28 protein-coding genes, 1 tRNA gene and 2 pseudogenes are annotated in these 24,609 nt (G+C 62.6%); 28 read left to right on the top strand and 3 right to left on the bottom strand.

The genetic code is table 11. The features are described from left to right. Positions 1-17 precede the first annotated feature (17 nt). The 19 genes and pseudogenes from B0G74_RS21600 (at position 18) to tatC (ending at position 14,195) form a co-directional block, all read left to right on the top strand. Positions 18-950: an ABC transporter ATP-binding protein gene (locus B0G74_RS21600; RefSeq protein WP_132376743.1), complete on the top strand. Its 933-nt coding sequence runs from the start codon at positions 18-20 to the stop codon at positions 948-950. Beyond that, positions 947-1,702: an ABC transporter permease gene (locus B0G74_RS21605; protein WP_132376744.1), complete on the top strand. Its 756-nt coding sequence runs from the start codon at positions 947-949 to the stop codon at positions 1,700-1,702. Before B0G74_RS21600 ends, B0G74_RS21605 begins: the two co-directional genes overlap by 4 nt. Positions 1,703-1,717: 15 nt before the next feature. Then, positions 1,718-1,957: a BolA family protein gene (locus tag B0G74_RS21610; RefSeq protein ID WP_006052280.1), complete on the top strand. Its 240-nt coding sequence runs from the start codon at positions 1,718-1,720 to the stop codon at positions 1,955-1,957. Positions 1,958-2,066: 109 nt separating this feature from the next. After that, positions 2,067-3,333, top strand: a pseudogene (gene murA / locus B0G74_RS21615) (UDP-N-acetylglucosamine 1-carboxyvinyltransferase); the annotation flags it as partial. Then, the gene (gene hisG / locus B0G74_RS21620) at positions 3,330-4,028 is read left to right on the top strand and encodes an ATP phosphoribosyltransferase (RefSeq protein ID WP_132376745.1); all 699 of its coding nucleotides are present in this window, start codon (positions 3,330-3,332) and stop codon (positions 4,026-4,028) included. The pseudogene murA and the gene hisG, both read left to right, overlap by 4 nt. A 53-nt stretch (positions 4,029-4,081) precedes the next feature. Then, positions 4,082-5,404 carry a histidinol dehydrogenase gene (gene hisD / locus B0G74_RS21625; protein ID WP_132376746.1) on the top strand — a complete coding sequence of 441 codons (1,323 nt, stop codon included), beginning with the start codon at positions 4,082-4,084 and terminating at the stop codon, positions 5,402-5,404. 179 nt (positions 5,405-5,583) lie between these two features. Next, entirely contained in the window at positions 5,584-6,654 is a 1,071-nt protein-coding gene (gene hisC, locus B0G74_RS21630; RefSeq protein ID WP_132376747.1) for a histidinol-phosphate transaminase, read from the top strand. A gap of 115 nt (positions 6,655-6,769) precedes the next feature. Further along, a complete protein-coding gene (gene hisB / locus B0G74_RS21635) occupies positions 6,770-7,357 on the top strand; it encodes an imidazoleglycerol-phosphate dehydratase HisB (protein ID WP_064267519.1) in 588 nt (195 codons plus the stop codon). 90 nt (positions 7,358-7,447) lie between these two features. Further along, complete coding sequence (locus tag B0G74_RS21640) at positions 7,448-8,068, top strand: MarC family protein (protein WP_132376748.1); 621 nt, start codon at positions 7,448-7,450, stop codon at positions 8,066-8,068. Then, positions 8,065-8,706, top strand: a complete 642-nt coding sequence (gene hisH / locus B0G74_RS21645; RefSeq protein WP_132376749.1) for an imidazole glycerol phosphate synthase subunit HisH — start codon at positions 8,065-8,067, stop codon at positions 8,704-8,706. Before B0G74_RS21640 ends, hisH begins: the two co-directional genes overlap by 4 nt. A 214-nt stretch (positions 8,707-8,920) precedes the next feature. Then, positions 8,921-9,673: a 1-(5-phosphoribosyl)-5-[(5-phosphoribosylamino)methylideneamino]imidazole-4-carboxamide isomerase gene (hisA, locus tag B0G74_RS21650; RefSeq protein WP_042329166.1), complete on the top strand. Its 753-nt coding sequence runs from the start codon at positions 8,921-8,923 to the stop codon at positions 9,671-9,673. 153 nt (positions 9,674-9,826) lie between these two features. Continuing rightward, positions 9,827-10,600 carry an imidazole glycerol phosphate synthase subunit HisF gene (gene hisF / locus B0G74_RS21655; protein WP_013589770.1) on the top strand — a complete coding sequence of 258 codons (774 nt, stop codon included), beginning with the start codon at positions 9,827-9,829 and terminating at the stop codon, positions 10,598-10,600. 1 nt (position 10,601) lies between these two features. Continuing rightward, positions 10,602-11,012 carry a phosphoribosyl-AMP cyclohydrolase gene (gene hisI / locus B0G74_RS21660; protein WP_207915672.1) on the top strand — a complete coding sequence of 137 codons (411 nt, stop codon included), beginning with the start codon at positions 10,602-10,604 and terminating at the stop codon, positions 11,010-11,012. Further along, the gene (locus B0G74_RS21665) at positions 11,009-11,404 is read left to right on the top strand and encodes a phosphoribosyl-ATP diphosphatase (RefSeq protein WP_132376750.1); all 396 of its coding nucleotides are present in this window, start codon (positions 11,009-11,011) and stop codon (positions 11,402-11,404) included. The genes hisI and B0G74_RS21665 overlap by 4 nt, the downstream gene beginning before the upstream one ends. Before the next feature lie 92 nt (positions 11,405-11,496). Beyond that, positions 11,497-11,892: a hypothetical protein gene (locus tag B0G74_RS21670; RefSeq protein ID WP_132376751.1), complete on the top strand. Its 396-nt coding sequence runs from the start codon at positions 11,497-11,499 to the stop codon at positions 11,890-11,892. Positions 11,893-11,973: 81 nt separating this feature from the next. Continuing rightward, positions 11,974-12,340 (top strand): annotated as a pseudogene (locus tag B0G74_RS21675) (histidine triad nucleotide-binding protein). A gap of 228 nt (positions 12,341-12,568) precedes the next feature. Continuing rightward, positions 12,569-12,808 (top strand): Sec-independent protein translocase subunit TatA, encoded by a 240-nt coding sequence (gene tatA / locus B0G74_RS21680; RefSeq protein ID WP_132376752.1) that lies wholly within the window; start codon positions 12,569-12,571, stop codon positions 12,806-12,808. Between the two features lie 39 nt (positions 12,809-12,847). Continuing rightward, on the top strand, positions 12,848-13,375 hold the full coding sequence (gene tatB / locus B0G74_RS21685; protein WP_132376753.1) for a Sec-independent protein translocase protein TatB: 528 nt from the start codon (positions 12,848-12,850) through the stop codon (positions 13,373-13,375). A gap of 34 nt (positions 13,376-13,409) precedes the next feature. After that, positions 13,410-14,195 carry a twin-arginine translocase subunit TatC gene (gene tatC, locus B0G74_RS21690; RefSeq protein WP_132376754.1) on the top strand — a complete coding sequence of 262 codons (786 nt, stop codon included), beginning with the start codon at positions 13,410-13,412 and terminating at the stop codon, positions 14,193-14,195. Positions 14,196-14,336: 141 nt separating this feature from the next. Here the strand turns inward: tatC and B0G74_RS21695 are convergent, their stop codons facing one another. Further along, positions 14,337-15,557 (bottom strand): Do family serine endopeptidase, encoded by a 1,221-nt coding sequence (locus B0G74_RS21695; protein WP_132376755.1) that lies wholly within the window; start codon positions 15,555-15,557, stop codon positions 14,337-14,339. 19 nt (positions 15,558-15,576) lie between these two features. Here B0G74_RS21695 and B0G74_RS21700 point away from each other — a divergent pair, with 19 nt between their 5' ends. The 8 genes from B0G74_RS21700 (at position 15,577) to B0G74_RS21735 (ending at position 22,232) form a co-directional block, all read left to right on the top strand. Further along, positions 15,577-16,323, top strand: a complete 747-nt coding sequence (locus B0G74_RS21700) for a Nif3-like dinuclear metal center hexameric protein (RefSeq protein WP_106284204.1) — start codon at positions 15,577-15,579, stop codon at positions 16,321-16,323. Positions 16,324-16,554: 231 nt separating this feature from the next. After that, positions 16,555-17,175: a ubiquinol-cytochrome c reductase iron-sulfur subunit gene (petA, locus tag B0G74_RS21705; protein WP_012434493.1), complete on the top strand. Its 621-nt coding sequence runs from the start codon at positions 16,555-16,557 to the stop codon at positions 17,173-17,175. Continuing rightward, positions 17,175-18,554 carry a cytochrome bc complex cytochrome b subunit gene (locus tag B0G74_RS21710; protein WP_132376756.1) on the top strand — a complete coding sequence of 460 codons (1,380 nt, stop codon included), beginning with the start codon at positions 17,175-17,177 and terminating at the stop codon, positions 18,552-18,554. The genes petA and B0G74_RS21710 overlap by 1 nt, the downstream gene beginning before the upstream one ends. 22 nt (positions 18,555-18,576) lie before the next feature. Then, positions 18,577-19,332, top strand: coding sequence for a cytochrome c1 (locus tag B0G74_RS21715; RefSeq protein WP_132376757.1), 756 nt, complete (start codon positions 18,577-18,579; stop codon positions 19,330-19,332). Positions 19,333-19,427: 95 nt separating this feature from the next. Then, positions 19,428-20,039, top strand: a complete 612-nt coding sequence (locus B0G74_RS21720) for a glutathione S-transferase N-terminal domain-containing protein (RefSeq protein WP_006052302.1) — start codon at positions 19,428-19,430, stop codon at positions 20,037-20,039. Between the two features lie 70 nt (positions 20,040-20,109). Further along, positions 20,110-20,619: a ClpXP protease specificity-enhancing factor gene (locus tag B0G74_RS21725; protein WP_132376758.1), complete on the top strand. Its 510-nt coding sequence runs from the start codon at positions 20,110-20,112 to the stop codon at positions 20,617-20,619. Between the two features lie 19 nt (positions 20,620-20,638). Then, positions 20,639-20,714: transfer RNA gene (locus tag B0G74_RS21730), tRNA-Thr, on the top strand. Positions 20,715-21,107: 393 nt separating this feature from the next. Beyond that, the gene (locus tag B0G74_RS21735; RefSeq protein ID WP_132376759.1) at positions 21,108-22,232 is read left to right on the top strand and encodes a class I SAM-dependent methyltransferase; all 1,125 of its coding nucleotides are present in this window, start codon (positions 21,108-21,110) and stop codon (positions 22,230-22,232) included. Between the two features lie 44 nt (positions 22,233-22,276). Here B0G74_RS21735 and B0G74_RS21740 read toward each other — a convergent pair whose 3' ends face one another. Beyond that, complete coding sequence (locus B0G74_RS21740) at positions 22,277-23,557, bottom strand: TIGR03862 family flavoprotein (RefSeq protein ID WP_132376760.1); 1,281 nt, start codon at positions 23,555-23,557, stop codon at positions 22,277-22,279. Positions 23,558-23,940: 383 nt separating this feature from the next. On the opposite strand from B0G74_RS21740, the gene B0G74_RS21745 reads away from it, so the two are divergent. Next, the gene (locus B0G74_RS21745) at positions 23,941-24,150 is read left to right on the top strand and encodes a DUF1059 domain-containing protein (RefSeq protein ID WP_132376761.1); all 210 of its coding nucleotides are present in this window, start codon (positions 23,941-23,943) and stop codon (positions 24,148-24,150) included. 90 nt (positions 24,151-24,240) lie between these two features. Here the strand turns inward: B0G74_RS21745 and B0G74_RS21750 are convergent, their stop codons facing one another. After that, positions 24,241-24,561: a hypothetical protein gene (locus tag B0G74_RS21750; RefSeq protein ID WP_012434486.1), complete on the bottom strand. Its 321-nt coding sequence runs from the start codon at positions 24,559-24,561 to the stop codon at positions 24,241-24,243. Between the last annotated feature and the right edge of the window lie 48 nt (positions 24,562-24,609).

Here is a 24,609-nt window from a genome sequence, read left to right on the forward strand (position 1 = left end):
GCACGCGGCCCACAGTCATGTCAGCCATAGAAATTCGTAACGTCAAGAAGCGCTACAAGGATTTGCAGGCGCTCAAGGGCGTCAGCCTCACAGTTGAAGAAGGCGAGTTCTTCGGACTGCTCGGTCCGAACGGCGCGGGCAAGACGACGCTCATCAGCATCCTCGCCGGGCTCGCGCGCGCCGATGAAGGCAGCATTGCCGTGCGCGGCCACGACGTCGTCAGCGATTTCCGTGACGCGCGCCGCGCGCTCGGCGTGGTGCCGCAAGAACTGGTGTTCGATCCGTTCTTCACGGTCCGCGAAACCTTGCGCATCCAGTCCGGCTACTACGGGCTGCGCAACAACGACGCGTGGATCGACGAGATCATGGCCAATCTCGACCTCACCGACAAAGCCGATGCCAACATGCGCGCGCTGTCGGGGGGCATGAAGCGCCGCGTGCTGGTCGCGCAGGCGCTGGTGCATCGGCCGCCGGTGATCGTGCTCGACGAGCCGACCGCGGGCGTCGACGTCGAATTGCGGCAAACGCTGTGGAAATTCATTTCGCGTCTGAACCGCGAAGGCCACACCATCGTGCTGACCACGCATTACCTGGAAGAAGCCGAATCGCTGTGCGACCGCATCGCGATGCTGCGGCGCGGCGAAGTCGTCGCGCTCGAGCGCACCAGCGCGCTGTTGCAACGCTTCGCCGGCATGCAGCTGTTCCTGCGTTTCTCGCAAGGCGTCTTGCCGGTCGATCTGCGTCCGCTCGAAGTGGAAAGCGGCACGGGCAACGGCAATGGCCGTCAGCATCTGCTGCGTCTGGCGAGCTACGACGACGTCGAAACAATTCTCGCGCAGTGCCGCGCAGCGGGCTGCATCTTCGAAGAAATCGAGGTTCGCAAAGCCGACCTCGAAGATGTGTTCGTTCAGGTGATGAACGGTCCTGAAGTGATCGAGGGGCTTGCATGAGCGGTTTCCGTACGCTGTTTTACAAAGAGCTCCTGCGTTTCTGGAAGGTGGCGTTCCAGACCGTGCTGGCGCCGGTCATTACCGCACTCCTGTATCTGACGATTTTCGGCCACGCGTTGCGCGGCCATGTGCAGGTCTATCCGGGTGTCGAATACACGAGTTTCCTGATTCCGGGTCTCGTGATGATGAGCGTGTTGCAAAATGCATTTGCAAACAGTTCGTCTTCGCTGATCCAGTCGAAGATCACCGGCAACCTGGTGTTCGTGTTGCTGCCGCCGCTGTCGCATTACGAGATGTTCGGCGCCTATGTGCTCGCGGCCGTGGCGCGCGGGCTGGCGGTCGGCTTCGGCGTATTCATCGTGACGATCTGGTTCGTGCCGGTCAGTTTCAGCGCGCCGCTCTACATCATTCTCTTCGCGATTTTCGGCGCGGCGATTCTCGGCACGCTCGGTTTGATCGCCGGTATCTGGGCCGACAAATTCGATCAGCTTGCCGCGTTTCAAAATTTTCTGATCATGCCGCTCACGTTCCTCTCGGGCGTGTTCTACTCCACTCACACGCTGCCACCGGTGTGGCGCGAAGTGTCGCGGCTGAATCCCTTTTTCTACATGATCGACGGCTTTCGCTACGGTTTCTTCGGGATGTCGGATATCAATCCGCTCGCGAGCCTCGCGATCGTTGCCGGTTTCTTTGTGGTGCTGGCCGTGGTGGCGATGCGCATGCTCGCTTCCGGCTACAAACTGCGCCACTGATCAGGAGCTTCTCTCATGTTGCCGACTCCCGAACAGGTCAAGCAATACATCGCGGCTGGGCTCGCCTGCCAGCATCTCGAAGTCGAAGGCGACGGCCAGCATTTCTTTGCGACCATCGTTTCGCCGAGCTTCGAAGGCAAGCGTCTGATCCAGCGACATCAACTCGTGTATGCGGCGCTCGGCGACCGCATGCGCGAAGAAATCCACGCGCTCAGCATGAAGACGCTGACGCCCGCCGAATGGCAGAACGCGTAATCTGGAAATTTAGTGCGAATTACTCAAGAAGGGCGCCGAGGCCGGTAGCGGCGCGCCGAACACAGTCAAAGCAGCCCCGGCCGAAGTCCGGGTCAATCAGGAACTGACAGGCATGGATAAACTCGTCATTGAAGGTGGCTACCCGCTGTCGGGTGAAGTCGTCGTCTCGGGTGCGAAGAATGCGGCGTTGCCGATTCTGTGCGCGAGTCTGCTCAGCGCGGAGCCGGTGCATCTGGAAAACGTGCCCGACTTGCAGGACGTGCGCACGATGCTCAAGCTGCTCGGCCAGATGGGCGTGCAGATCGAGAGCGGGGACGGGCGTGTGTCGCTGAACGCGTCGAAGGTCGATAACCTCGTCGCGCCGTACGAGATGGTGAAGACCATGCGTGCGTCGATCCTCGTGCTCGGCCCGCTGGTCGCGCGCTTCGGTCACGCGCGTGTTTCGCTGCCGGGTGGCTGCGCGATCGGCGCGCGTCCGGTGGATCAGCACATCAAAGGCCTGCAGGCCATGGGCGCCGAGATCACGATCGAGCACGGCTTCATCGAGGCGCGCGCGAAGCGTCTGAAGGGGGCGCGCATCGTCACCGACATGATCACCGTGACCGGCACCGAAAACCTGCTGATGGCCGCCGTGCTGGCCGAAGGCGAAACCGTCATCGAGAACGCGGCGCGTGAGCCGGAAGTCGGCGACCTTGCGCATCTGCTGGTCGAGATGGGCGCGAACATCGAAGGCATCGGCACGGACCGTCTCGTGATCCAGGGCGTCGACAAGCTGCATGGCGCGAAGCACACGGTGATTCCGGACCGGATCGAAGCCGGCACGTTCCTGTGCGCGGTGGCGGCAGCCGGTGGCGATGTCACGTTGCGCAAAGTGCGTCCGCTGATTCTCGAAGCGGTCACCGAAAAGCTGCGCGAAGCCGGCGTCACGATCGAAGAGGGCGACGACTGGATGCGCGTGCGCAATGGACAAGCGGCCGAGCGCGGTCACGTTCCGCACCTCCGAATACCCGGCGTTCCCGACCGACATGCAGGCGCAGTTCATGGCGCTGAACACGATCGCGACGGGCACCTCGCAGGTCGTCGAAACGATCTTCGAAAACCGCTTCATGCACGTGCAGGAACTGAACCGTCTCGGCGCCAACATCACGATCGACGGCAACACCGCGCTCGTGACCGGTGTCGACCAGCTGTCCGGCGCGAAGGTGATGGCGACCGATCTGCGCGCGTCCGCGAGTCTCGTGATCGCCGCCTTGCGCGCCGACGGTGAAACGCTGATCGACCGGATCTATCACCTCGACCGCGGTTACGACCGGATGGAAACCAAACTCACCGCCATCGGCGCGAAGGTGCGCCGGGTCTCGGGGAGCCAGGCATGAGCGCCATGGCGCAAACTTCGTCGTCGCCGGCGGTGAGCGCACCGCTCACGCTGGCGTTGTCGAAAGGGCGTATCTTCGAGGAGACCTTGCCGCTGCTCGCCGCAGCCGGCATCGAAGTGGCCGAAGACCCGGAAACCTCGCGCAAGCTGATCCTGCCAACTACCGACGCGAACCTGCGCGTGATCATCGTGCGCGCCACCGACGTGCCGACCTATGTCGAATACGGCGCGGCCGACTTCGGCGTGGCGGGCAAGGACGTGCTGCTCGAACACGGCGGCAGCGGCCTGTATCAGCCGGTCGACCTGGATATTGCGCGTTGCCGCATGTCGGTCGCGGTCGCCGCCGGTTTCGATTATGCGAATGCGGTGCGCCAGGGCGCCCGTTTGCGGGTGGCGACCAAGTACGTTGAAACCGCCCGTGAGCATTTTGCCGCCAAGGGCGTGCACGTCGATCTGATCAAGCTGTATGGTTCGATGGAACTGGCACCGCTGGTCGGTCTCGCCGATGCGATCGTCGACCTGGTGAGCTCGGGCAATACCTTGCGCGCCAACAATCTGGTCGAGGTGGAGGAGATCATGCAGATTTCGTCGCGCCTCGTTGTGAATCAGGCGGCGCTGAAGCTCAAGCGCGCCGCGTTGCGGCCGATTCTCGACGCGTTCGAACGCGCGTCGAAAGCCGGCGCCGCAACGGCCTGATCGTGTCAGTGTGACCACGTTCTAAAGCGCGCCTTACCGAAACGGATACCCGTATGTCTATCAAGATTCGCAAACTCGATTCCACCGCTCCCGACTTCCAGAAGTCGCTGCACGCGGTGCTCGCGTTCGAGGCGAGCGAAGACGAAGCAATCGAGCGCTCGGTCGCGCAGATTCTGAACGACGTGAAGGCGCGCGGCGACGCTGCGGTGCTCGAGTACACGAAGCGCTTCGACCGTGTCGAGGCGAAGAGCGTCGACGCGCTCGAACTGCCGATGTCGGAACTGGAAGCGGCGCTCGAAAGCCTCGAGCCGAAGCGCCGTGCGGCGCTCGAAGCGGCGGCGGCGCGGGTGCGTGGTTACCACGAGAAGCAGAAGATCGAATGCGGCAGCCATAGCTGGCAGTACACGGAAGCCGACGGCACCGTGCTCGGCCAGAAGGTCACGCCGCTGGATCGCGCGGGTATCTACGTGCCGGGCGGCAAGGCGGCGTATCCGTCGTCGGTGCTGATGAACGCGATTCCGGCGCGGGTGGCCGGCGTGCGTGAAATCGTCATGGTCGTGCCGACGCCGGACGGTGTGAAGAATCCGCTGGTGCTCGCGGCCGCGCTGCTGGGCGGCGTGGACCGCGTGTTCACGATCGGCGGCGCGCAGGCGGTCGGCGCGCTGGCCTACGGCACGGCAAGCATTCCCGCGGTCGACAAGATCTGCGGTCCCGGCAACGCGTACGTCGCATCGGCCAAACGCCGGGTGTTCGGCACGGTCGGCATCGACATGATCGCCGGGCCGTCGGAAATCCTCGTGTTGTGCGACGGCACCACGGACCCGCGCTGGGTCGCGATGGACCTGTTCTCGCAAGCCGAGCACGACGAGCTCGCGCAGTCCATTCTGCTGTGCCCGGACGACGCGTTCATCGGCCGCGTGAAAGACGCGATCGACGAACTGCTGCCCACCATGCCGCGCCGCGACGTGATCCGCGCGTCGCTGGAAGGCCGCGGCGCGCTGGTCAAGGTGCGCGATATGGAGCAAGCCTGCGCGATCGCCAACGACATCGCCCCGGAACACCTCGAAATCTCCGCGCTGGAGCCGCATCAGTGGGGCCAACTGATCCGCCATGCCGGCGCGATCTTCCTCGGCCGCTACACCAGTGAAAGCCTCGGCGACTACTGCGCGGGGCCGAATCACGTTTTGCCTACGTCTCGTACCGCACGGTTCTCGTCTCCTTTGGGCGTCTATGATTTCTTTAAGCGTTCAAGCGTGATCGAGGTCAGCGCGGAAGGCGCGCAGACGCTCGGCGAGATCGCCGCCGAGCTCGCTTACGGCGAAGGCCTGCAGGCGCATGCCCGCAGCGCCGAATACCGGATGCGGCAAACCGGCTGAGCGCGGTTGATCCGACGCTGAAACCGCGGGCACGCGGGCATCGAGCCGGTGCCCGCGAACGCCGGCGACGGATTGCGCGCGGTTCTCCGTTTAATAAAGACAACACAGACCAACCTGGGGCGGCCCGCATGCCGCCGACGCCGGGCCGGCGTTCCCCCCGCGGCCCGCTCACCTGACCTATGACGACACCTCAAGACATCATCCGCCGCGACGTGCTCGCGATGACGAGCTATCCGGTCCCCGACGCCACGGGCTACATCAAGCTCGACGCGATGGAAAATCCGTTCACGCTGCCGCCGGTGCTGGCCGCGCATCTGGGCGAGCACCTGGCCGGCATCGCGCTGAATCGCTATCCGGCGCCGCGTCCGGATGCGTTGATCGAGAAGATCAAGCGTGTGATGGGCGTGCCGGCCGGCTGCGACGTGCTGCTCGGCAACGGCTCGGATGAAATCATCAGCATGGTGTCGGTCGCGTGCGCGCAGCCGGGCGCCAAGGTGCTCGCGCCGGTGCCGGGCTTCGTGATGTATCAGATGTCGGCGAAGCTGGCGAATCTCGAGTTCATCGGCGTGCCGCTGCAAGCGGACTTCACGCTCAACACCGAAGCGATGCTGGCCGCCATCGCCGAGCACCAGCCGGCGATCATCTATCTTGCCTACCCGAACAACCCGACCGGCACGTTGTACGACGACGCCGACATGGAACGCATCATCGCTGCGGCAACCAGGAGCCTCGTGGTGATCGACGAGGCTTACCAGCCGTTCGCGCAGAAAAGCTGGTTGCCGCGCGCCGACGCGTTCGACAACGTCGTCGTGATGCGGACGGTGTCCAAGCTCGGCCTCGCCGGGATCCGTCTCGGCTACCTGGTCGGCAAACCGGGCTGGCTGACCGAATTCGACAAAGTGCGGCCGCCGTACAACACCAACGTGCTCACGCAAGCCGCCGCCGATTTCCTGCTCGACCACGTCGACGTGCTCGACTCGCAAGCCGCGCAATTGCGCGACGAACGTACGAAACTGGCGCACGCGGTGTCCCAATTACCGGGCGCCGAAGTGTTCCCGAGCGCCGGTAATTTCCTGCTGGTGCGCGTACCCGACGCGTCGGTGCTGTTCGAAACGCTACTGACGGCGCGGGTTCTGATCAAAAACGTGAGTAAAATGCATGCATTGCTGGCCAATTGCGTGCGTTTGACCGTCGGTTCGCCGGAAGAAAACGCCCAACTGATCGCTGCACTGAAACTCGTGCTGAACTGAACGGCGTGCCGAACGGCCGCGCAAGCGTTTTCCCATATTGCGGAAAAGCGCGCGTGGCCCGCCGTTTTCCCATCCCACCTACCTATCGCTTTCTAGCTAGATTCGAGGAATTACCATGCGCCTTGCGGAAGTCGTTCGCAACACCAGCGAAACGCAGATCCGTGTGAAGATCAATCTGGACGGCACCGGTCAGCAAAAGCTGGCCACCGGTGTGCCGTTTCTGGACCACATGCTCGACCAGATCGCGCGGCATGGATTGTTCGACCTCGAAATCGAAGCGCATGGCGACCTGCATATCGACGACCATCACACGGTCGAAGACACCGGGATCACGCTCGGCCAGGCCGTCGCGAAAGCGATCGGCGACCGCAAGGGCATCCGCCGCTACGGTCATTCCTACGTGCCGCTCGACGAAGCGCTGTCGCGCGTCGTGATCGATTTTTCCGGCCGTCCGGGCCTCGAATTCCATGTGCCGTTCACGCGCGCGCGCATCGGCACGTTCGACGTCGATCTGTCCATCGAGTTTTTCCGCGGCTTCGTGAATCATGCCGGCGTCACGCTGCATATCGACAACCTGCGCGGCCTGAACGCCCACCATCAGATGGAAACGGTATTCAAGGCGTTCGGGCGTGCGTTGCGCATGGCCACCGAACTGGACGAACGCGCGGCGGGGCAGATTCCATCGACCAAGGGCAGCCTTTAAGCGCTCACTAGCCGGCTCGTTGGCCGGCTCATTGGCCAACTCACTTACCAGGACCGGGACCAGCGCCGATGCGCTCGCGCCCGGTGTGCGATGGACATTCTGAAGTCGTTTATTTCGCTGCTGGCACTGATCAACCCGGTCGGCGCGATCCCGTTCTTCATGAGCCTGACGGCGAATCAGAGCGATGCCGAGCGGCGTAGAACCATTCGCATTGCGGCGATTTCGGTGTTCTGCGTGATCACGATCACCACGCTGCTCGGGCAGCAGATCATCAGCTTCTTCGGTATTTCGGTCGGCTCGCTCGAAGTGGGCGGCGGGATCATCATGCTGCTCATGGCGATCAACATGCTGAACGCGCAGATCGGCAACAGCCGTTCGACGCCGGAAGAGCGCCATGAAGCCGAGCAGAAGGACAACATCGCGGTCGTGCCGCTGGCGATTCCGCTGTTGACCGGTCCGGGCGCGATCAGCACCACGATCATCTACGCGGCCGGCTCGGCGCATTGGTACGACCGGATCAGCCTCGTCGCGATCGGCGCGGTGCTGGCGGCGATCTGCTTTTTTTCGCTGCGGCTCGCCGAACCGATTGCCCGCTGGGTCGGTCGCACGGGTATCAACATCGGCACGCGGCTTATGGGTTTGATGTTATCGGCGCTGGCGGTGGAATTCATCGTCGATGGACTGAAGGCATTGCTGCCTAACTTGAAATGAAAACTTCGATAGCGATTGTGGATTACGGAATGGGCAACCTGCGTTCGGTGGCCCAGGCACTGCGCAAAGCTGCGCCGGAAGCGGACGTGGCGATCGTCGACCAGCCTGAAGCGATTCGCGCGGCCGACCGCGTCGTGCTGCCCGGCCAGGGCGCGATGCCCGACTGCATGCGCAGCCTGGCCGAATCCGGCCTGCAGGAAGCGGTGATTGAAGCGTCGCGCAGCAAGCCGCTGATGGGCGTATGCGTCGGCGAGCAGATGCTGTTCGACTGGAGCGCGGAGGGCGGCACGCCCGGCTTGGGCCTCTTGCCCGGCAAAGTGCTGCGCTTCGACCTGGAAGGCCAGTTGCAGGACGACGGTTCGCGCTTCAAAGTCCCGCAAATGGGCTGGAACCGCGTGCGCCAGGCGCAGCCGCACCCACTGTGGGAGGGCGTCGCGGACAACGCCTTCTTCTACTTCGTGCACAGTTATTACGTGGTGCCGGACAACGCCGCCCATACCTCGGGCGAAACGGTGTACGGTGTGCCCTTTACCTCGGCGGTGGCGCGGGATAACATCTTCGCGACCCAATTCCACCCGGAAAAGAGCGCCGAAGCGGGGCTGCGCGTGTATCGCAACTTCGTGCACTGGAACCCGTGAGCGCCTTTCTTCATCCTGTTGCCATGCGCCGTTTCGCCACAAGCGGAGCGTGTGCCGCGCGCCGCAATCGCAACATCACGATTTCGCTCACCCACGACGCCGCGCAAGGGCGTCGAAAGAGTTGTACTAAACTAGCGAAACGGCGCCCCGGCGGGCTGGACCACCAGCCGCCGCCGCCGACCTTCAACCCCTTCCCAGACAACACCCGATTGCTATGCTGCTGATTCCCGCCATCGACCTGAAAGACGGTCAGTGTGTACGCCTCAAACAGGGCGATATGGACCAGGCGACGATATTTTCCGAGGAACCGGCGGCGATGGCCCGACATTGGGTCGATCGCGGTGCCCGGCGTCTGCACCTCGTCGACCTGAATGGCGCGTTCGCCGGCAAGCCGAAGAATGAAGACGCGATTCGCGCGATCATCGAGGAAGTGGGCGGCGAGATTCCCGTGCAGCTGGGCGGCGGCATCCGCGACCTGAACACGATCGAGCGCTATCTGGACGACGGTTTGTCGTACGTGATCATCGGCACGGCGGCGGTGAAGAATCCCGGCTTCCTGCAGGATGCCTGCACGGCGTTCGGCGGCCATATCATCGTCGGGCTGGATGCGAAAGACGGCAAGGTCGCGACCGACGGCTGGAGCAAGCTGACCGGCCACGAAGTGGCCGATCTCGCGCGCAAGTTCGAGGACTACGGCTGCGAGTCGATCATCTACACCGATATCGGCCGTGACGGCATGCTTCAGGGCATCAACATCGAAGCGACGGTGCGCCTTGCGCGCGCGGTGAAGATTCCGGTGATCGCGAGCGGTGGCTTGTCCAACCTCGCCGACATCGAATCGCTGTGCGAAGTCGAAGACGAAGGCATCGAAGGCGTGATCTGCGGCCGGGCGATTTACTCGGGCGATCTCGACTTCGCGGCGGCGCAAACCCTCGCGGACCGGCTGCGCGAATCGGACGACGCTTAAGGGTCGTTCAAGCGGCGTCGCGTTTGGCTCATCATTCGCGCAGAGGCGCCTCAGGGCGCCCGGCGCGCGCGGCTCGCCGCGCCGGCACTGTGCCGTTCGTCTGAAATTCAAAGCGAGCGGCCTCATCAGCGGTATTGGCAGAATTGCAAGATCATGGCTCTAGCTAAACGCATCATCCCCTGTCTCGACGTCACGGCTGGCCGCGTGGTCAAGGGCGTCAACTTCGTCGAACTACGCGATGCGGGCGACCCGGTCGAAATCGCCCGCCGCTACGACGATCAGGGCGCCGACGAACTCACCTTCCTCGATATCACCGCGACCTCGGATCAGCGCGATCTGATCCTGCCGATCATCGAAGCGGTCGCCTCGCAAGTGTTTATCCCGCTGACGGTCGGCGGCGGCGTGCGCGCCGTCGAAGACGTGCGGCGCCTGCTGAACGCGGGCGCGGACAAGATCAGCATGAACTCGTCGGCGGTGGCGAATCCGCAGCTCGTGAAAGACGCCACGGACAAGTACGGCTCGCAGTGCATCGTCGTCGCGATCGACGCAAAGCGCGTCTCCGCGGACGGCGAGCCGCCGCGCTGGGAAGTCTTCACGCACGGCGGACGCAAGGCCACTGGCCTCGAAGCCGTCGAATGGGCGCGCAAGATGGCCGAACTCGGCGCTGGCGAAATCCTGCTCACCAGCATGGACCGCGACGGCACGAAGAGCGGTTTCGACCTTGCACTCACGCGCGCAGTGTCCGACGCAGTGCCGATTCCGGTGATCGCTTCGGGCGGCGTGGGCAATCTGCAGCATCTGGCCGACGGCATCAAGAGCGGCCACGCGGACGCAGTACTCGCCGCGAGCATCTTCCACTACGGCGAACACACCGTGGGCGAGGCCAAGCGCTTCATGGCCGATCAGGGCATTTCGGTGAGGTTGTGACGTGGTGAATCCCTCGGCAGTCAATTGGCTCGACAAGGTCAGGTGGGACGCGAACGGCCTTGTGCCGGTGATCGCGCAGGAGGCGTCGACGAACGACGTGCTGATGTTCGCGTGGATGAACCGCGAAGCCTTGGCCAAGACCATCGAAACGAACCGCGCGGTGTATTTCTCGCGCTCGCGTCAGCGTCTGTGGTTCAAGGGCGAAGAGTCCGGCCATGTGCAGCATGTGCACGAGGTGCGGCTCGATTGCGACGAAGACGTCGTGCTGCTGAAAGTGGAGCAGGTGTCGGGCATTGCCTGTCACACCGGCCGCCACTCGTGCTTTTTCCAGAAATTCGAAGGCGCGGTGGACGATGGCGACTGGGTCGCCGTCGATCCCGTGCTGAAAGACCCCGAACACATCTACAAATGACGCAATCCACGCAAACCACGTCGTCCGACCCCGCGACCACGAATGACACGCTGCTGCGCCTCGCGGCGATCATCGACAGCCGCAAGGGCGGCGATCCGGACGTGTCGTACGTGTCGCGCCTGTTCCACAAGGGCGACGACGCGGTGCTGAAGAAGATCGGCGAAGAAGCCACCGAGGTCGTGCTGGCCGCCAAGGATGCGCGCCACGGCGGCGCGCCGAAGGCGCTGGTCGGCGAAGTCGCGGACCTGTGGTTTCACTGCCTCGTGATGCTGTCGCACTTCGATCTGAGCCCGGCGGACGTGCTCGCCGAGCTGGAGCGCCGCGAAGGCATGTCGGGCATCGAGGAGAAGGCGCTACGCAAGAGCCGCGACCGCGAGCAGAACGGCGACTGATCGTCGTTGGGCCGCTCGCGTCTTGAAGTGGGGAGCACCGGCGCCCATATTGCACTGAACGCATCTGATCGCATCCTTGGGAGGACGCAAGCATGGAACAGTCGCACGAAAGCTATCCGCCGCCGGTCTATCGCAATGCTATCGAGCCAGAGCGCGAACGCAGCCTGCGCACGCTCACCCACGTTCTGTACGCGCTGTATGCGGTCCACTGGCTGACAGGCGGCCTGACGATCCTGATCGCGATCATCATCAACTACGTGAAGCGGCCCGACGTGGCGGGCACGCCGTACGAAGCCCATTTCGAGTGGCAGATCCGCTCCTTCTGGATGGCCTTGCTGGGTTATGCGATCGGCGGCGTGCTGCTGTTCGTGGTGATCGGCATTCCGGTCCTGTGGGCCGTGAGCATCTGGATGTTGTACCGTATTATCAAAGGCTGGCTGTATCTGTACGATAACAAGCCGCTCGCGAATCCGCGTGCCTGGTTCTGAGTTTCGTCCGACGGTTGCCGGGCCTGACACGAATCGCGCCGCGTACGGTTCGCGCTTCAGCCATACTGTGTCAGGAATACGATGAGCCACGACCCGAACTGCCTTTTCTGCAAAATCGCCGCCGGCGCGATCCCGTCGACCAAAGTCCATGAAGACGACGAATTCGTCGCCTTCCGCGACATTCGTCCGGCCGCCGAGACGCATGTGCTGGTCATTCCGCGCAAGCACATCGCCACGCTGTCGAATTGCACCGAAGGCGATGCGCCGCTGCTTGGTAGAATGCTAGTTTTGGCGGCACGTCTGGCCGATCAGCTGGGCGTGGCGTACACCGGCGGCGAAACGGGTTTTTCGCACGGTAATCAATACCGGGCCGGGCGGCGGGCAAGAGGTGTATCACCTGCACGCACACATTCTCGCGGGGCCGCGCCCCTGGCAGCGCATGGGCTGACGCGGCTGCACGGCGAGTTTTGGTCACGCACAATACCGCGGCCGTTGTTTTTGCCGCATTGTAACGACGCCGACGCGATCGTCTGGTCACAATGACATACCGTGTCGCGGGTTGAGTCGGAAGGGCTCGCGGTAATGTTCAGATGAAGCGTACGCGCTTCGATTCATGCCGCAAGGCGTACGAGGTTCACCGCATTACGGTGCGGTGTCGGGTTTAAGGAGAGTAGTCATGGGTTCGTTGAGTATTTGGCATTGGTTGATCGTGTTGTTGATCGTGGCGCTCGTGTTCGGCACGAAGAAGCTGCGCAATATCGGCACCGATCTGGGTGGCGCGGTGAAGGGCTTCAAGGAAGGCATGAAGGAAGCCGAAACGCCGGGCGGCGAAGCGCAGCAGCGCGAACTGCCGCGCAACGGCGCCGTGGATGTGGAAGCGAAGGAAAAGACGCCGCGTTCGGGCGATTACCGCTAAGCCGCGGCTTAACCGCGTTACTGACGGACATTCCACTTCATGCTGGACCTCGGTCTAACCAAGATGGCGCTGATCGGCGTCGTCGCGCTGGTCGTACTCGGGCCTGAGCGCCTGCCACGCGTCGCCCGTACAGCCGGCGCGTTGTTCGGCCGCGCGCAGCGGTATATCAACGACGTGAAGGCCGAAGTCACGCGCGAAATCGAACTCGACGAACTGCGTCGCATGAAAAGCGAGTTCGAAGCCGCCGCGACCAACGTCGAAACCTCCGTTAAGGATAATCTGCGCAAGCACGAGACCGAACTGAACGACGCGTGGAACAGCGGCACGTCGGTGTCGCCGAGCATTGCCGGTGGCGCGCTTGAAGACGTCGGCAATGCAAGTAACACCTCGTGGCCGAGCAGCACGCCGGCTGCGGGGCCCAAACGCAAGAACTGGCGCGTCAAGCAGACGGCTATGCCCACCTGGTACAAGCGCGCGACCACGCGCCGCACGCGTGTGCAGTCGGGTGCGGCGCGTGTGGCGCGGCACACGCCGGCCAGCATGCGTCGCCCGACGCGGTTTTTCTGATGATCAGAACGACAATCTCTAACCGAGGGCCGGTGTGAGCGACCCCCAGCATACCCAGGACGAAGGCACTGAAGAGACCTTCATTTCCCACCTCGTTGAATTGCGCGACCGTATCATTCGCGCCGGCCTTGCCGTCGTCGTGGTGTTCGTCGGGCTCGTGTACTGGGCGCCGGATATCTTCCGGTTGCTGGCGCGGCCTTTGATGCAGAACCTGCCGAAGGACGGCAAGATGATCGTCACCGACGTCACCGGCTCGTTCTTCGTGCCGATGAAGGTGACCATGCTGGTGGCCTTCGTGATCGCGCTGCCGATCGTGCTGTATCAGATCTGGGCATTCGTCGCGCCGGGTCTTTATCAGCACGAGAAGAAACTGGTCGGGCCGCTGGTGGGTAGCAGCTACACGCTGTTCCTGTGCGGCATGGCGTTCGCGTATTTCGTGGTGTTCCCAACTATCTTCCGCGTGATGGCGCACTACAACGCGCCACTCGGCGCGGAGATGACCACGGACATCGACAATTACCTGAGCTTCGTGTTGACCATGTTCATCGCATTCGGCGTGACGTTCGAAGTGCCGATCGTCGTGGTGCTGTTGGTGCGCATGAACGTGGTGACGCTCAAGAAGCTCAAGGAGATTCGTCCCTATGTGATCGTCGGCGCCTTTGTTATCTCGGCCGTGGTTACGCCGCCGGACGTGTTCTCGCAATTGATTCTGGCGATTCCGCTGATCGTGTTGTACGAGGCAGGGATCATCGCGGCGCGGTTGATTGTTGGTAAGCAGCCGGTGGTGATCGAAGACGCGAGCCCGCCGCCGAGTCAATGACGTAGCGCTTCGGCCGCTCACGCAAAGACAAAAGGGCAGTCCGTTATGGACTGCCCTTTTTGCCTGATGCGCGGCGCGTTGCTTGTGCTTGCAGCTGCCGCTGAGGCGTTGCCCTCGCGATTGCGCTCTTCGCTCTATACGTCAGCCGCCGTCATCGTCTTGATCACCGCCACCGCCGTTGTCCTCGGCCGGTTGCTTCGGCGGAGGCGGGCGTTTGCCGATCGTGACTTCCAGATCCATCTCGCGGCTCTTGCGCACGAGATGCACCTTCGCGGCCGTGCCCGGCTTGATCTGCGCGATCACATTCAGGAGACGAGTGGTGTCGGTGATTTCCTGGCCATTCACGCTCATGAGAATGTCGCCCGGCTTGATGCCCGCGCGGTCCGCGGGACCGTTCTTCAGCACGCCCGCGACAATCGCGCCCGACTTCTGATCCAGCCCAAACGATTCGGCGATTTCCGGCGTGACATCCTGCGGTTCGACGCCGATCCAGCCGCGCGTGACCGAACCCGTGGTGATGATGCTCTCGAGCACGCTGCGCGCCGTCGAGACGGGAATCGCGAAGCCGATGCCGAGCGAGCCACCGGAGCGCGAATAGATCGCGGTGTTGATGCCGAGCAGATTGCCGTTCACGTCGACGAGCGCACCACCCGAATTGCCCGGGTTGATGGCCGCGTCGGTCTGAATGAAGTTTTCGAACGTGTTGATACCGAGGTGGTTGCGCCCGAGCGCGCTGACGATACCCATGGTCACCGTCTGGCCGACGCCGAACGGATTGCCGATCGCCAGCACCACGTCGCCCACGCGCGTCTGATCCATGCGGCCGAGCGTGATGGTGGGCAGATTGGTCATGTTGACCTTGAGCACGGCCAGATCCGTTTCCGGATCGACGCCGATCACCTTCGCATTCGTGGTGCGGCCGTCGGCCAGCGCGATTTCGATCTGATCGGCGCCGTCCACGACGTGCTGGTTCGTTAGAATGTAACCTTCCGAACTCACTATCACGCCGGAGCCCAGATTGGACGCGGGCTGTTCCTGCTGCTTGCGGTTCTTGTCGCCGAAGAAGTAGCGGAACAGCGGATCTTTTGCGCGCGGGTCGGGTGGCAGTGAGCCATCCTTGCTGGAGAACACATTGACGACCGCGGGCATGGCCTTTTGCGCGGCGTCCGCGTACGACGCCTGAGCTGGGCCGCTGCCGATGCCTGGCGCTACTTCCCGCAGGGCGACGATCGGTTCGGCGAGTTGCTTGCCGAATTGCCCTTGACGCTGGAGCCACTGCGGTTTGAGGGTCGCAATGATGAACATGAGCGCCAACAGCACGGTCACCGCTTGGGCAAAGAACAGCCAAAAGCGTCTAAGCATCTGAAGACTAGAGGTTTATATGGATCGGATCGAACTTGAATTGTACTTGAACAATCTCCTTGAAACCGCGCGCTTCAAGGACTATTGCCCCAATGGACTGCAGGTCGAAGGGCGTCGCAAGATCAATAAGCTCGCGACCGGCGTGACCGCTTCGGCGGCCTTCCTGGAGGCGGCGCTCGATTGGGGTGCGGACGCCGTGCTGGTCCATCACGGCTACTTCTGGCGCAACGAAGCGCCGCAGATCACCGGCCGCAAACACGCGCGGCTGAAGCTGCTGATCGCCAACGACCTGAACCTGTTCGCCTATCACCTGCCGCTCGACGACCATCCCGAGTTCGGCAACAACGCGCAGATCGGCCAGAAGATGGGCTGGATCAGCGACGCGCGCTTCGGCGAGAACGATCTCGGCTGGCTTGCCACGTTTCCCATGCCAATCACGCTCGCGCACTTCACCGCGCAAGTCGAACAGACGCTCGGCCGCACGCCGCTCGTGTTCGGCGACGCGGACCGCGAACTGCGCCGCGTGGGCTGGTGCACGGGCGCCGCGCAAGGCATGTTCGACGCGGCCATCAACGCTGGTGCGGACGTTTATCTGACCGGCGAAGTGTCGGAGTCGGTGATGCACACATCGGCGGAAAGCGGTGTGGCTTTTCTCGCGGCAGGCCACCATGCCACCGAGCGCTTCGGCGTGCAGGCGGTGGGCAAGCATCTGTCCGAGCAGTTCGATATCGAGCACCTCTTTATCGATATCCCCAATCCCGTTTGAATCGCAAGAATCAGGTAAAACGCATTAGCGTAGAAAAAGGAACGAATAACGGAGGGGGCACTTAAAAGGAGGTGCAAAAAGGTTTGCGATTCGTACGGAGAAACCCTGATTTATCAAAGGCTTCGCACGGTTTTTGGCAATCGGCCCTTGTAAATGGCGACTCCATTCGCGCAAACTAGCGGCGGTAGAAGAGACGTGAAGGAAAAATCCAACTCAGAAGTGGGGCGTGTGATGCGAGACAAGGAAGATGAACGCGTCGACGGCAGCCGCCGTACCTGGCTGATAGCGACGACCGTAGCAGGTGGCATAGGAGGCGTTGCCACTGTCGTACCCTTTGTTAGTTCGTTTGCACCATCTGAAAAGGCCAAGGCAGCAGGTGCCCCGGTCGAAGTCGATATCAGCGATCTCAAGCCCGGCGACATGAAGACCGTTGCCTGGCGCGGTAAGCCGGTGTGGATCATCAACCGCACCGACCGGATGCTCGCCGATGTCCAGAAAGCCGATAACGAAGTAGCGGATCCCCACACCAAGAATCCTTTTTCGATGCCGTTGCCGGAGTACTGCAACAACGAGTTCCGTTCACGCACTGACCACAAGAACCTTTTCGTCGCCGTCGCCGTGTGCACCCATCTGGGTTGCACGCCGACGCCGCGCTTCCAGGAGGGCGCGCAGCCCAATCTTCCAGACGACTGGCCAGGCGGCTTCCTGTGCCCTTGCCACGGCTCGACCTATGACATGGCCGGCCGCGTCTTCAAGAACAAACCTGCGCCGCAGAACCTCGACATCCCGCCTTACATGTTCACCTCGGCCACCGGCCTCGTGATCGGCAAGGACGAGAAAGGAGAAGCGTAATGGCGATCGAACACGAAGTAGAGACGACCGGGCTGGTCGGCTGGATCGACCGGCGCTTTCCGATGACTTCCACCTGGAAGAAGCACGTTTCCGAGTACTACGCGCCGAAGAACTTCAACTTCTGGTACTTCTTCGGTTCGCTTGCGCTCCTGGTGCTGGTCAACCAGATCGTCACCGGCATCTTCCTCACCATGAACTACAAGCCCGACGCGACGCTTGCGTTCTCGTCGGTCGAGTACATCATGCGCGAGGTGCCGTGGGGCTGGCTGATCCGCTATATGCACTCCACGGGCGCGTCGATGTTTTTCGTCGTCGTGTATCTGCATATGTTCCGCGGGCTGATGTACGGCTCGTACCGCAAGCCGCGCGAACTGGTGTGGATCTTCGGCTGCGCGATTTTCCTGTGCCTGATGGCCGAGGCCTTTTTCGGCTATCTGCTGCCGTGGGGGCAAATGTCGTTCTGGGGCGCGCAGGTGATCGTGAACCTGTTCTCGGCGATTCCGTTCATCGGGCCGGATCTGTCGCTGTGGATTCGCGGCGACTATGTGGTCTCCGACGTCACGCTGAACCGCTTCTTCGCGTTTCACGTGATCGCGATTCCGCTGGTGCTGATCGGTCTGGTGGTCGCCCACCTGGTCGCGCTGCACGAAGTGGGATCGAACAACCCGGACGGCATCGAAATCAAGGCGAAGAAGGGCCCGGACGGCATTCCGCTCGACGGCATCCCGTTCCACCCCTACTACTCGGTGCACGATTTCATGGGCGTGACGGTGTTCCTGCTGATCTTCGCGGCGATCATCTTCTTCGCGCCGGAGATGGGCGGCTACTTCCTCGAAGCGAACAACTTCGTGCCGGCCAACCCGCTGCAGACGCCGCCTGAAATCGCCCCGGTGTGGTACTTCACCGCCTTCTACGCGATGCTGCGCGCCACTACGGATCCGTTCAAGATCGTGCTGATGGTCGTGATCGGGCTGCTCGGCCTGCTCGCGCTGGTGCGCGCGCGCGGCAAATGGAAGCTCGGCCTGCCGGTGCTCGCGGTGCTGGTGATTCTGGCCATGGCGTTCACGGAGTCGAAGTTCTGGGGCGTGGTGGTGATGGGCAGTGCGGTGGTGTCGCTGTTCTTCCTGCCGTGGCTCGACCGCTCGCCGGTCAAGTCGATCCGTTACCGGCCGTTTTTTCACAAGGTGTTCTACGGCATCTTCGTGGCCGCGTTCCTGACGTTGGCTTTCCTCGGCACTAAACCGCCGTCGCCGGCCGCCACGTTGATCGCCCAGATCTGCGCGCTGATCTACTTCGCGTTTTTCCTCGGTATGCCGTTCTGGACGCGGCTTGGCACGTTCAAGCAGCCGCCCGAACGGGTGCGGTTCAAGCCTCACTAATCGCGAGCCAGGAGAACACGAAATGAAAAAACTGCTTACGAAGTGCGCGCTGATCGGCGCGACACTGCTCGCGGTGCTGGCCGCCCCGGCTTACGCGGACGAGAATTTCCCTCTCGACCGCGCGCCGGATAACGCGGAGAATTTCGCTTCTTTGCAGCACGGCGCGCAATTGTTTGTAAACTACTGCCTGAATTGCCACAGCGCGAACCTGATGCGCTACAACCGCCTGACCGACATCGGCATTACGCCGAACGAAATTCAGGCGAACCTGCTCTTCACCACGGATAAAGTCGGCAACACCATGACCGTGGCGATGCATCCGGCCGACGCGCAAGCGTGGTTCGGCGCGAGTCCGCCGGATTTGTCGGTGGAAGCGCGAGCGCGCGGCAAGGATTGGCTGTACACGTATTTGCGCAGCTTTTACCGCGACAATACGCGGCCGACCGGCTGGAACAATCTGGTGTATGAAAACGTGAGCATGCCTCACGTGCTGTGGCAGCTTCAGGGGCAACGTACCGCGAAGTTCGGTGACGAAACCGACGAAAAAACTGGCGAGACGGTACACAAATTTGTCGGCTTCCAGCAGGTCACTCCGGGGACGATGTCGCCGGTAGATTATGATTCTGCTGTGGCCGACCTTGTGTCGTACCTGTCATGGATGTCCGAACCGACCCAGAAAACCCGCAAACAGCTTGGCGTGTGGGTGCTGTTGTTCCTCGGTATCCTGAGCTTTTTCGCCTGGCGATTGAACGCCGCGTACTGGAAACATATCAAATAATCACGCCGTCACCCGGCGTGGGGCCGGCGCCAGGAAAAACCTGTTGAACGGTTTTTCCGCGCGCTGGCCTTTCAGCTTTTTGAGGAAACGTAAACATGATGGTTCTGTATTCCGGCACAACTTGCCCGTTCTCCCAGCGCTGCCGGCTGGTGTTGTTCGAAAAGGGCATGGACTTCGAGATCCGCGACGTCGACCTGTTTAACAAGCCGGAAGACATCGCCGTGATGAATCCGTATGGTCAAGTGCCGATTCTCGTCGAACGGGACCTGATTCTGTACGAATCGAACATCATCAACGAGTATATCGACGAGCGCTTCCCGCACCCGCAGCTGATGCCGGCCGATCCGGTGCAGCGCGCGCGCGCGCGCCTGTTCCTGCTGAACTTCGAGAAGGAACTGTTCGTTCACGTCGGCACGCTCGAAAACGAAAAGGGCAAGGCCGCCGAGAAGAATCACGAGAAGGCCCGTCTCGCGATTCGCGATCGTCTGACGCAACTCGCACCGATCTTCCTGAAGAACAAGTACATGCTCGGCGAAGAGTTCTCGATGCTCGACGTCGCGATCGCGCCGTTGCTGTGGCGTCTGGATCATTACGGCATCGAACTGTCGAAGAACGCCGCACCGCTGATGAAGTATGCCGAGCGCATTTTCAGCCGCCCGGCTTATATCGAAGCGCTGACGCCTTCGGAAAAGGTGATGCGTCGTTGAGTTTGGCTTTGGGGCGAGGGCGCCGCGCTGCGGAGTGAGCGCGGGCCCGCGCCCGGTAAGAGGACTGTTGATGCAAGAGATTTCCACCAAGCCTTACCTGCTGCGCGCGCTCTACGAGTGGTGCACGGATAACGGCTATACGCCGCACATCGCGGTCCGGGTCGACAATCAGACGCGCGTGCCGCGTCAGTTTGTGCGCGACAACGAAATCGTGTTGAACATCAGCTTCGAGGCGACCAGCCAGTTGCAGATGGGCAACGAGTGGATTGAGTTCAGCGCGCGTTTCTCCGGCAAGTCGCACAAGATCGAGGTGCCGATCGCCAATATTCTCGCGATTTACGCGCGCGAAAACGGGCAGGGCATGGCGTTCCCGGTCGAGTCGACGGGCGGTGAAGCACAGGATTCGGGCGCCGACGCGGAAGTGGCGGACGAGACCGAGGCGCCCGCGCCACGCGTGGTCGAAACGGCGCCGGCAACGGATGCCGCCACCGCCAAAGCGGATAGCGAGACGGACGGTCCGCAGCCTGACGACGATGGATCGAAAGGCGGCGGAAGGGCTCGCCTCAAGATCGTAAAATGAAGTAGAATCACGGCCTCATGCCGGCTTAGCTCATCAGGTAGAGCGCTTGACTTGTAATCATGAGGTGGCGGGTTCGAGTCCTGCAGCCGGCACCAGTTGTACTAAACGGGGTTTCTGTTCATTCAGAAACCCCGTTTTTATTTGTCCGCGCTTATCGATAAAGGTGACGTATCCGAGCCGCTGCACGGCCATTCAACCTGCAGAAAGAACCGGCTTCGTGAAGCATCGGTGAGCTGCGAAACGGTCCAAAATCACCACATCTCTTTCACCTTGTCGATCGTGGACTTTTTAGTCTACGAGTTGCCGGTCGAGGCCTGCAGATAGCGCGCCTCACCCGTCCTCGCCGACGAATAGCGCACCGCGAACCCGGATGACAGAGGTACTATGCGGGCGTCAGTCGGCAACGCTATCCAGTACTCCGGCGGGCAACGCCCCCGATGACGCGGCTTATCAGCGCGTCGCTCCCGCAACACCGACCCCACCTCACCATGACCAGCCCTGCAACCATCACCTGGCCCGAAGCCGACGGCCCCCGCTCCGCGCGTTGGCGCTCCGAAGCGGCCGTGCCGCCGCCCAAGCGCGTCATCGTCGCGGACGACCGCACCACCGCCGATTCCGCGTACCGACTCGCGTGTGAAGGCACGGCGCTACTGTGGAACGGCGACTTCCAGAACGCTCGTCAACTGCTGCAAGCGGTCACGCGCCGGCTCGAGCGCAAGCCTCGCAAACACGGCGAAACGCCGGTCGACGCGTTCAATCTGCATCGGCAGGCGCAGTCGCAACGCGCGCGCACGCTCGGCATGATCCTGATTCCGCTCGACGCCGCGTACGGTATTCCGCTGCGACGCGCGCCGGAGGTCCAACAGGCTTGCATCGAGACGTACGGTCCGTCCACTGACGAACCGTCCGTCGTCTCGCTGCGCGAACTGCTCGGCATGATCGGCGCGCATGAATGGCGCAAGAAGGGCGTCGAGATTCCCGCGCTGGGTGACCGGATTCATCCGCACTACGGTGTGTTCTCGCCGGTGCGTGGCGAGTATGTGGATCTCGTTGCGCGCACGCCGCTGCCTTCGCTGAATAAGGCGTTCGATATCGGCACCGGTACGGGCGTGTTGTCCGCGCTGCTCGCCAAACGCGGTGTGAAGAGAATCATCGCTACCGATCAGGATCCCCGCGCGCTCGCTTGTGCGCGTGAGAACCTGACGCGTCTCGGCTATGACCAGCAGGTCGAGGTCGTGCAGGCCGATCTGTTTCCGGAAGGCCGCGCGCCGCTCGTCGTATGCAACCCGCCGTGGGTGCCGGCGAGACCCGCTTCGCCGATCGAGTACGCCATCTACGATCCGGAAAGCCGCATGCTGCTCGGTTTCCTGAACGGCCTCGCGGAGCATCTGTCGCCGGGCGGCGAGGGCTGGCTGATCATGTCGGATTTCGCCGAGCATCTCGGTTTGCGCACGCGCGACTGGCTGCTGGCCGCCATCGACAAGGCGGGCTTGACCGTGGTGGGTCGCGAGGACATTCGTCCGCGACACCCCAAGTCGACCGATGAAACCGATGCGCTGCACACGGCGCGCATGGCCGAAGTGACGTCGCTGTGGCGTCTGAAGGCGCGATAAGCGGTGAGATGCGCTGCTCTCGCTTTAAGAGCGAGGGCAACACGTCACGCCGCCGCGTCGCTCCCCTTGAGTTTGCCGACATACGCCGCCGCGCCGCGTCCTGCCGCGAGGCCGCTGGCGAAGCAGGCGGTGAGCAGGTAACCGCCCGTCGGCGCTTCCCAATCGAGCATCTCGCCGGCGCAGAAGGCGCCGGGCAGGCGCTCAATCATCAAGTGCTCGTCGAGCGCCTCGAAGGGAATGCCGCCGGCGGTGCTGATCGCTTCCGCGATCGGCCGGGCGCGCGTGAGGCGCACGGGCAGCGCCTTGATGGCGTGCGCGAGGCCGTCGGCGTCGGTGAAGGCTTCTTTCGACAAAATCTCGTGCAACAAAGCCAGCTTTACCCCGCCAATTCCGATTCTGCCGTGCAGATGGCTCGACATCGAGCGTGAGCCGCGCGGTCGCGTGACTTCGGCGACGACCCGCTCCAAAGGCAAGCCCGGCGCCAGATCCAGCGTGACCGTGACATCGCCGTCGGCCAGAATCCGCTCCCGGATTACTGCCGACAAGGCGTAAATCAGACTCCCTTCCAAGCCCGTTTCGGTCAGAAGTATTTCACCTTGTCGATTGTGGACTTTATTGTCTACGTCGGTGAGCGCCATGGCCACCGGCTTGACCGGTTGACCCGCGAAATGCTCGCGCAGATAGGGGCTCCAGTCCGCGTCGAAGCCGCAGTTTGCGGGCAGCAACGGCGTTACGGGCACGTCGCGCGAGGCCATCAGCGGAACCCAGGCGGCGTCCGATCCGAGCCGCGGCCAGCTTGCGCCGCCCACCGCGAACACGACGGCATCGAAGGTCACAGTCTGTTCGCAGTCGGGTGTCGCGAAGTGGAGCGTATGCGCCGCGGCATCGCCCGCTTCGGTGTCCCAGCCAATCCACTTGTGGCGCATGTGAAACCGCACGCCCGCCTCGCGCAGTCGATGCAGCCACGCACGCAGCATCGGCGCGGCTTTCATGTCGGTCGGAAAAACGCGTCCCGAGCTTCCGACGAACGTCTCCACACCCAAGCCGTGCACCCACGCGCGCAGGGCGTCGGGATCGAAGGCTCGCACGAGCGGCGCGATCTGTTCGCGGCGCGCACCGTAGCGGCCGAGGAACGGCTCGAGCGGCTCCGAATGCGTGATGTTCATGCCGCCTTTGCCCGCCATCAGAAATTTGCGGCCGACCGACGGCATGGCGTCATAGACGTCGACCTGCACGCCTTGCTGGACGAGCGCCTCGGCGGCCATCAAGCCGGCGGGGCCGCCGCCGATCACGGCGACGCGGGCGGAATCGAATGAGGATGACATGCGGGCCTGTGGATGAGCGGAAGAGGCGGCGCGCCGGCGATTCGGATGATCCGCCGGTGCGAAGGGCGCTATTTTCACACTGCGAGCAGGGCAGGGCAAACGCGCGGGGGGGTCGGCAGGCCGAAAATGGCTGAGTTCAGGCGTTCCTGCGTAAGCCTGGTTTGCGTCGACGGCTTTGTTATCGACCGGCGCGACCTATACTTTTCAGACACCTTCCATCGGATGCCGTGCGCGTCTTCCTCGCGTCATACCAACTCGCCGTCTTCCCCGCCACCCGGCGCTATCCGAGCTATCGGAGCCGCCGCGTCACGGCCGGTGATGTGGTCCGCGCGTCTGCTGCCTGCGTGGATGTCTGAACGTCATCTTGATCAAAGGAGACTGCCATGTCCCGCAAATACATCGATTGCCGTGAGTTTCCGAGCGAAATGAACTGCACCGTCGCCTTGTCTGCCGACAGCGAGAGTGAATTGCTCGACGCCGCCGTGCAGCATGCGGTTGCTGTGCACAAGCATACGGATTCGCCGGAATTGCGCTCGCAACTCAAGGCGCTGTTTCACGACGGCACGCCACCGGTCGAAGCGACGCGCGGGTGAGCTGCCGTCATTTGGGGAGCTACAGAACGAGCGACCCGCGCGAGCGGCGTCTGGCCGCCCGCGCGGGTCGCAGCATCGTTGAACTATGTGTTAGCCGGGGTACGCCTCGTCCACCTTTAGCCCGGCGAGCTTGAAAATGACTCGCAGCGTCTGCGGTTTGATATCGCGCCGCGATGCGAGCGTAGTCATGACGAAGTCGAGCACTTTGGCGTACTTGAGCATGGTCAGGCAGGTTTCCATGTCCACGCTGCCGTCGCGCATGACTTCGGCCAGCCGCAGCATCTCCGTGGAGATGTCGCGGGCCATTTCCAGTTCAAGTTGCTGCTTCTCGGACCACGCTGGTGTGGCGATGAGTTTCGCCAGCATTTCCTGAAATTTCTGTTCGACGTTTCCGTTGGGTACCGTATCCATTGCCGCCTCTTCTATTTTCCGAGCGCGCGTCCGCTTGACGTCTCGGCG

It is taken from the genome of Paraburkholderia sp. BL9I2N2, assembly GCF_004339745.1.
Lineage (GTDB): Bacteria > Pseudomonadota > Gammaproteobacteria > Burkholderiales > Burkholderiaceae > Paraburkholderia.

Coding starts and splice junctions, on each gene's coding strand:
- B0G74_RS21715 (WP_132376757.1), top strand. CDS start 18,577: ATGAAAAAACTGCTTACGAAGTGCGCGCTGATCGGCGCGACACTGCTC.
- B0G74_RS21750 (WP_012434486.1), bottom strand. CDS start 24,561: ATGGATACGGTACCCAACGGAAACGTCGAACAGAAATTTCAGGAAATG.
- B0G74_RS21720 (WP_006052302.1), top strand. CDS start 19,428: ATGATGGTTCTGTATTCCGGCACAACTTGCCCGTTCTCCCAGCGCTGC.
- tatB (WP_132376753.1), top strand. CDS start 12,848: ATGCTGGACCTCGGTCTAACCAAGATGGCGCTGATCGGCGTCGTCGCG.
- petA (WP_012434493.1), top strand. CDS start 16,555: ATGCGAGACAAGGAAGATGAACGCGTCGACGGCAGCCGCCGTACCTGG.
- hisH (WP_132376749.1), top strand. CDS start 8,065: ATGAAAACTTCGATAGCGATTGTGGATTACGGAATGGGCAACCTGCGT.
- B0G74_RS21725 (WP_132376758.1), top strand. CDS start 20,110: ATGCAAGAGATTTCCACCAAGCCTTACCTGCTGCGCGCGCTCTACGAG.
- B0G74_RS21710 (WP_132376756.1), top strand. CDS start 17,175: ATGGCGATCGAACACGAAGTAGAGACGACCGGGCTGGTCGGCTGGATC.
- hisD (WP_132376746.1), top strand. CDS start 4,082: ATGTCTATCAAGATTCGCAAACTCGATTCCACCGCTCCCGACTTCCAG.
- B0G74_RS21740 (WP_132376760.1), bottom strand. CDS start 23,557: ATGTCATCCTCATTCGATTCCGCCCGCGTCGCCGTGATCGGCGGCGGC.
- B0G74_RS21670 (WP_132376751.1), top strand. CDS start 11,497: ATGGAACAGTCGCACGAAAGCTATCCGCCGCCGGTCTATCGCAATGCT.
- B0G74_RS21600 (WP_132376743.1), top strand. CDS start 18: ATGTCAGCCATAGAAATTCGTAACGTCAAGAAGCGCTACAAGGATTTG.
- B0G74_RS21610 (WP_006052280.1), top strand. CDS start 1,718: ATGTTGCCGACTCCCGAACAGGTCAAGCAATACATCGCGGCTGGGCTC.
- hisA (WP_042329166.1), top strand. CDS start 8,921: ATGCTGCTGATTCCCGCCATCGACCTGAAAGACGGTCAGTGTGTACGC.
- hisG (WP_132376745.1), top strand. CDS start 3,330: ATGAGCGCCATGGCGCAAACTTCGTCGTCGCCGGCGGTGAGCGCACCG.
- hisF (WP_013589770.1), top strand. CDS start 9,827: ATGGCTCTAGCTAAACGCATCATCCCCTGTCTCGACGTCACGGCTGGC.
- hisC (WP_132376747.1), top strand. CDS start 5,584: ATGACGACACCTCAAGACATCATCCGCCGCGACGTGCTCGCGATGACG.
- B0G74_RS21695 (WP_132376755.1), bottom strand. CDS start 15,557: ATGCTTAGACGCTTTTGGCTGTTCTTTGCCCAAGCGGTGACCGTGCTG.
- B0G74_RS21640 (WP_132376748.1), top strand. CDS start 7,448: ATGGACATTCTGAAGTCGTTTATTTCGCTGCTGGCACTGATCAACCCG.
- B0G74_RS21605 (WP_132376744.1), top strand. CDS start 947: ATGAGCGGTTTCCGTACGCTGTTTTACAAAGAGCTCCTGCGTTTCTGG.
- B0G74_RS21735 (WP_132376759.1), top strand. CDS start 21,108: ATGACCAGCCCTGCAACCATCACCTGGCCCGAAGCCGACGGCCCCCGC.
- hisB (WP_064267519.1), top strand. CDS start 6,770: ATGCGCCTTGCGGAAGTCGTTCGCAACACCAGCGAAACGCAGATCCGT.
- B0G74_RS21665 (WP_132376750.1), top strand. CDS start 11,009: ATGACGCAATCCACGCAAACCACGTCGTCCGACCCCGCGACCACGAAT.
- tatA (WP_132376752.1), top strand. CDS start 12,569: ATGGGTTCGTTGAGTATTTGGCATTGGTTGATCGTGTTGTTGATCGTG.
- B0G74_RS21700 (WP_106284204.1), top strand. CDS start 15,577: ATGGATCGGATCGAACTTGAATTGTACTTGAACAATCTCCTTGAAACC.
- B0G74_RS21745 (WP_132376761.1), top strand. CDS start 23,941: ATGTCCCGCAAATACATCGATTGCCGTGAGTTTCCGAGCGAAATGAAC.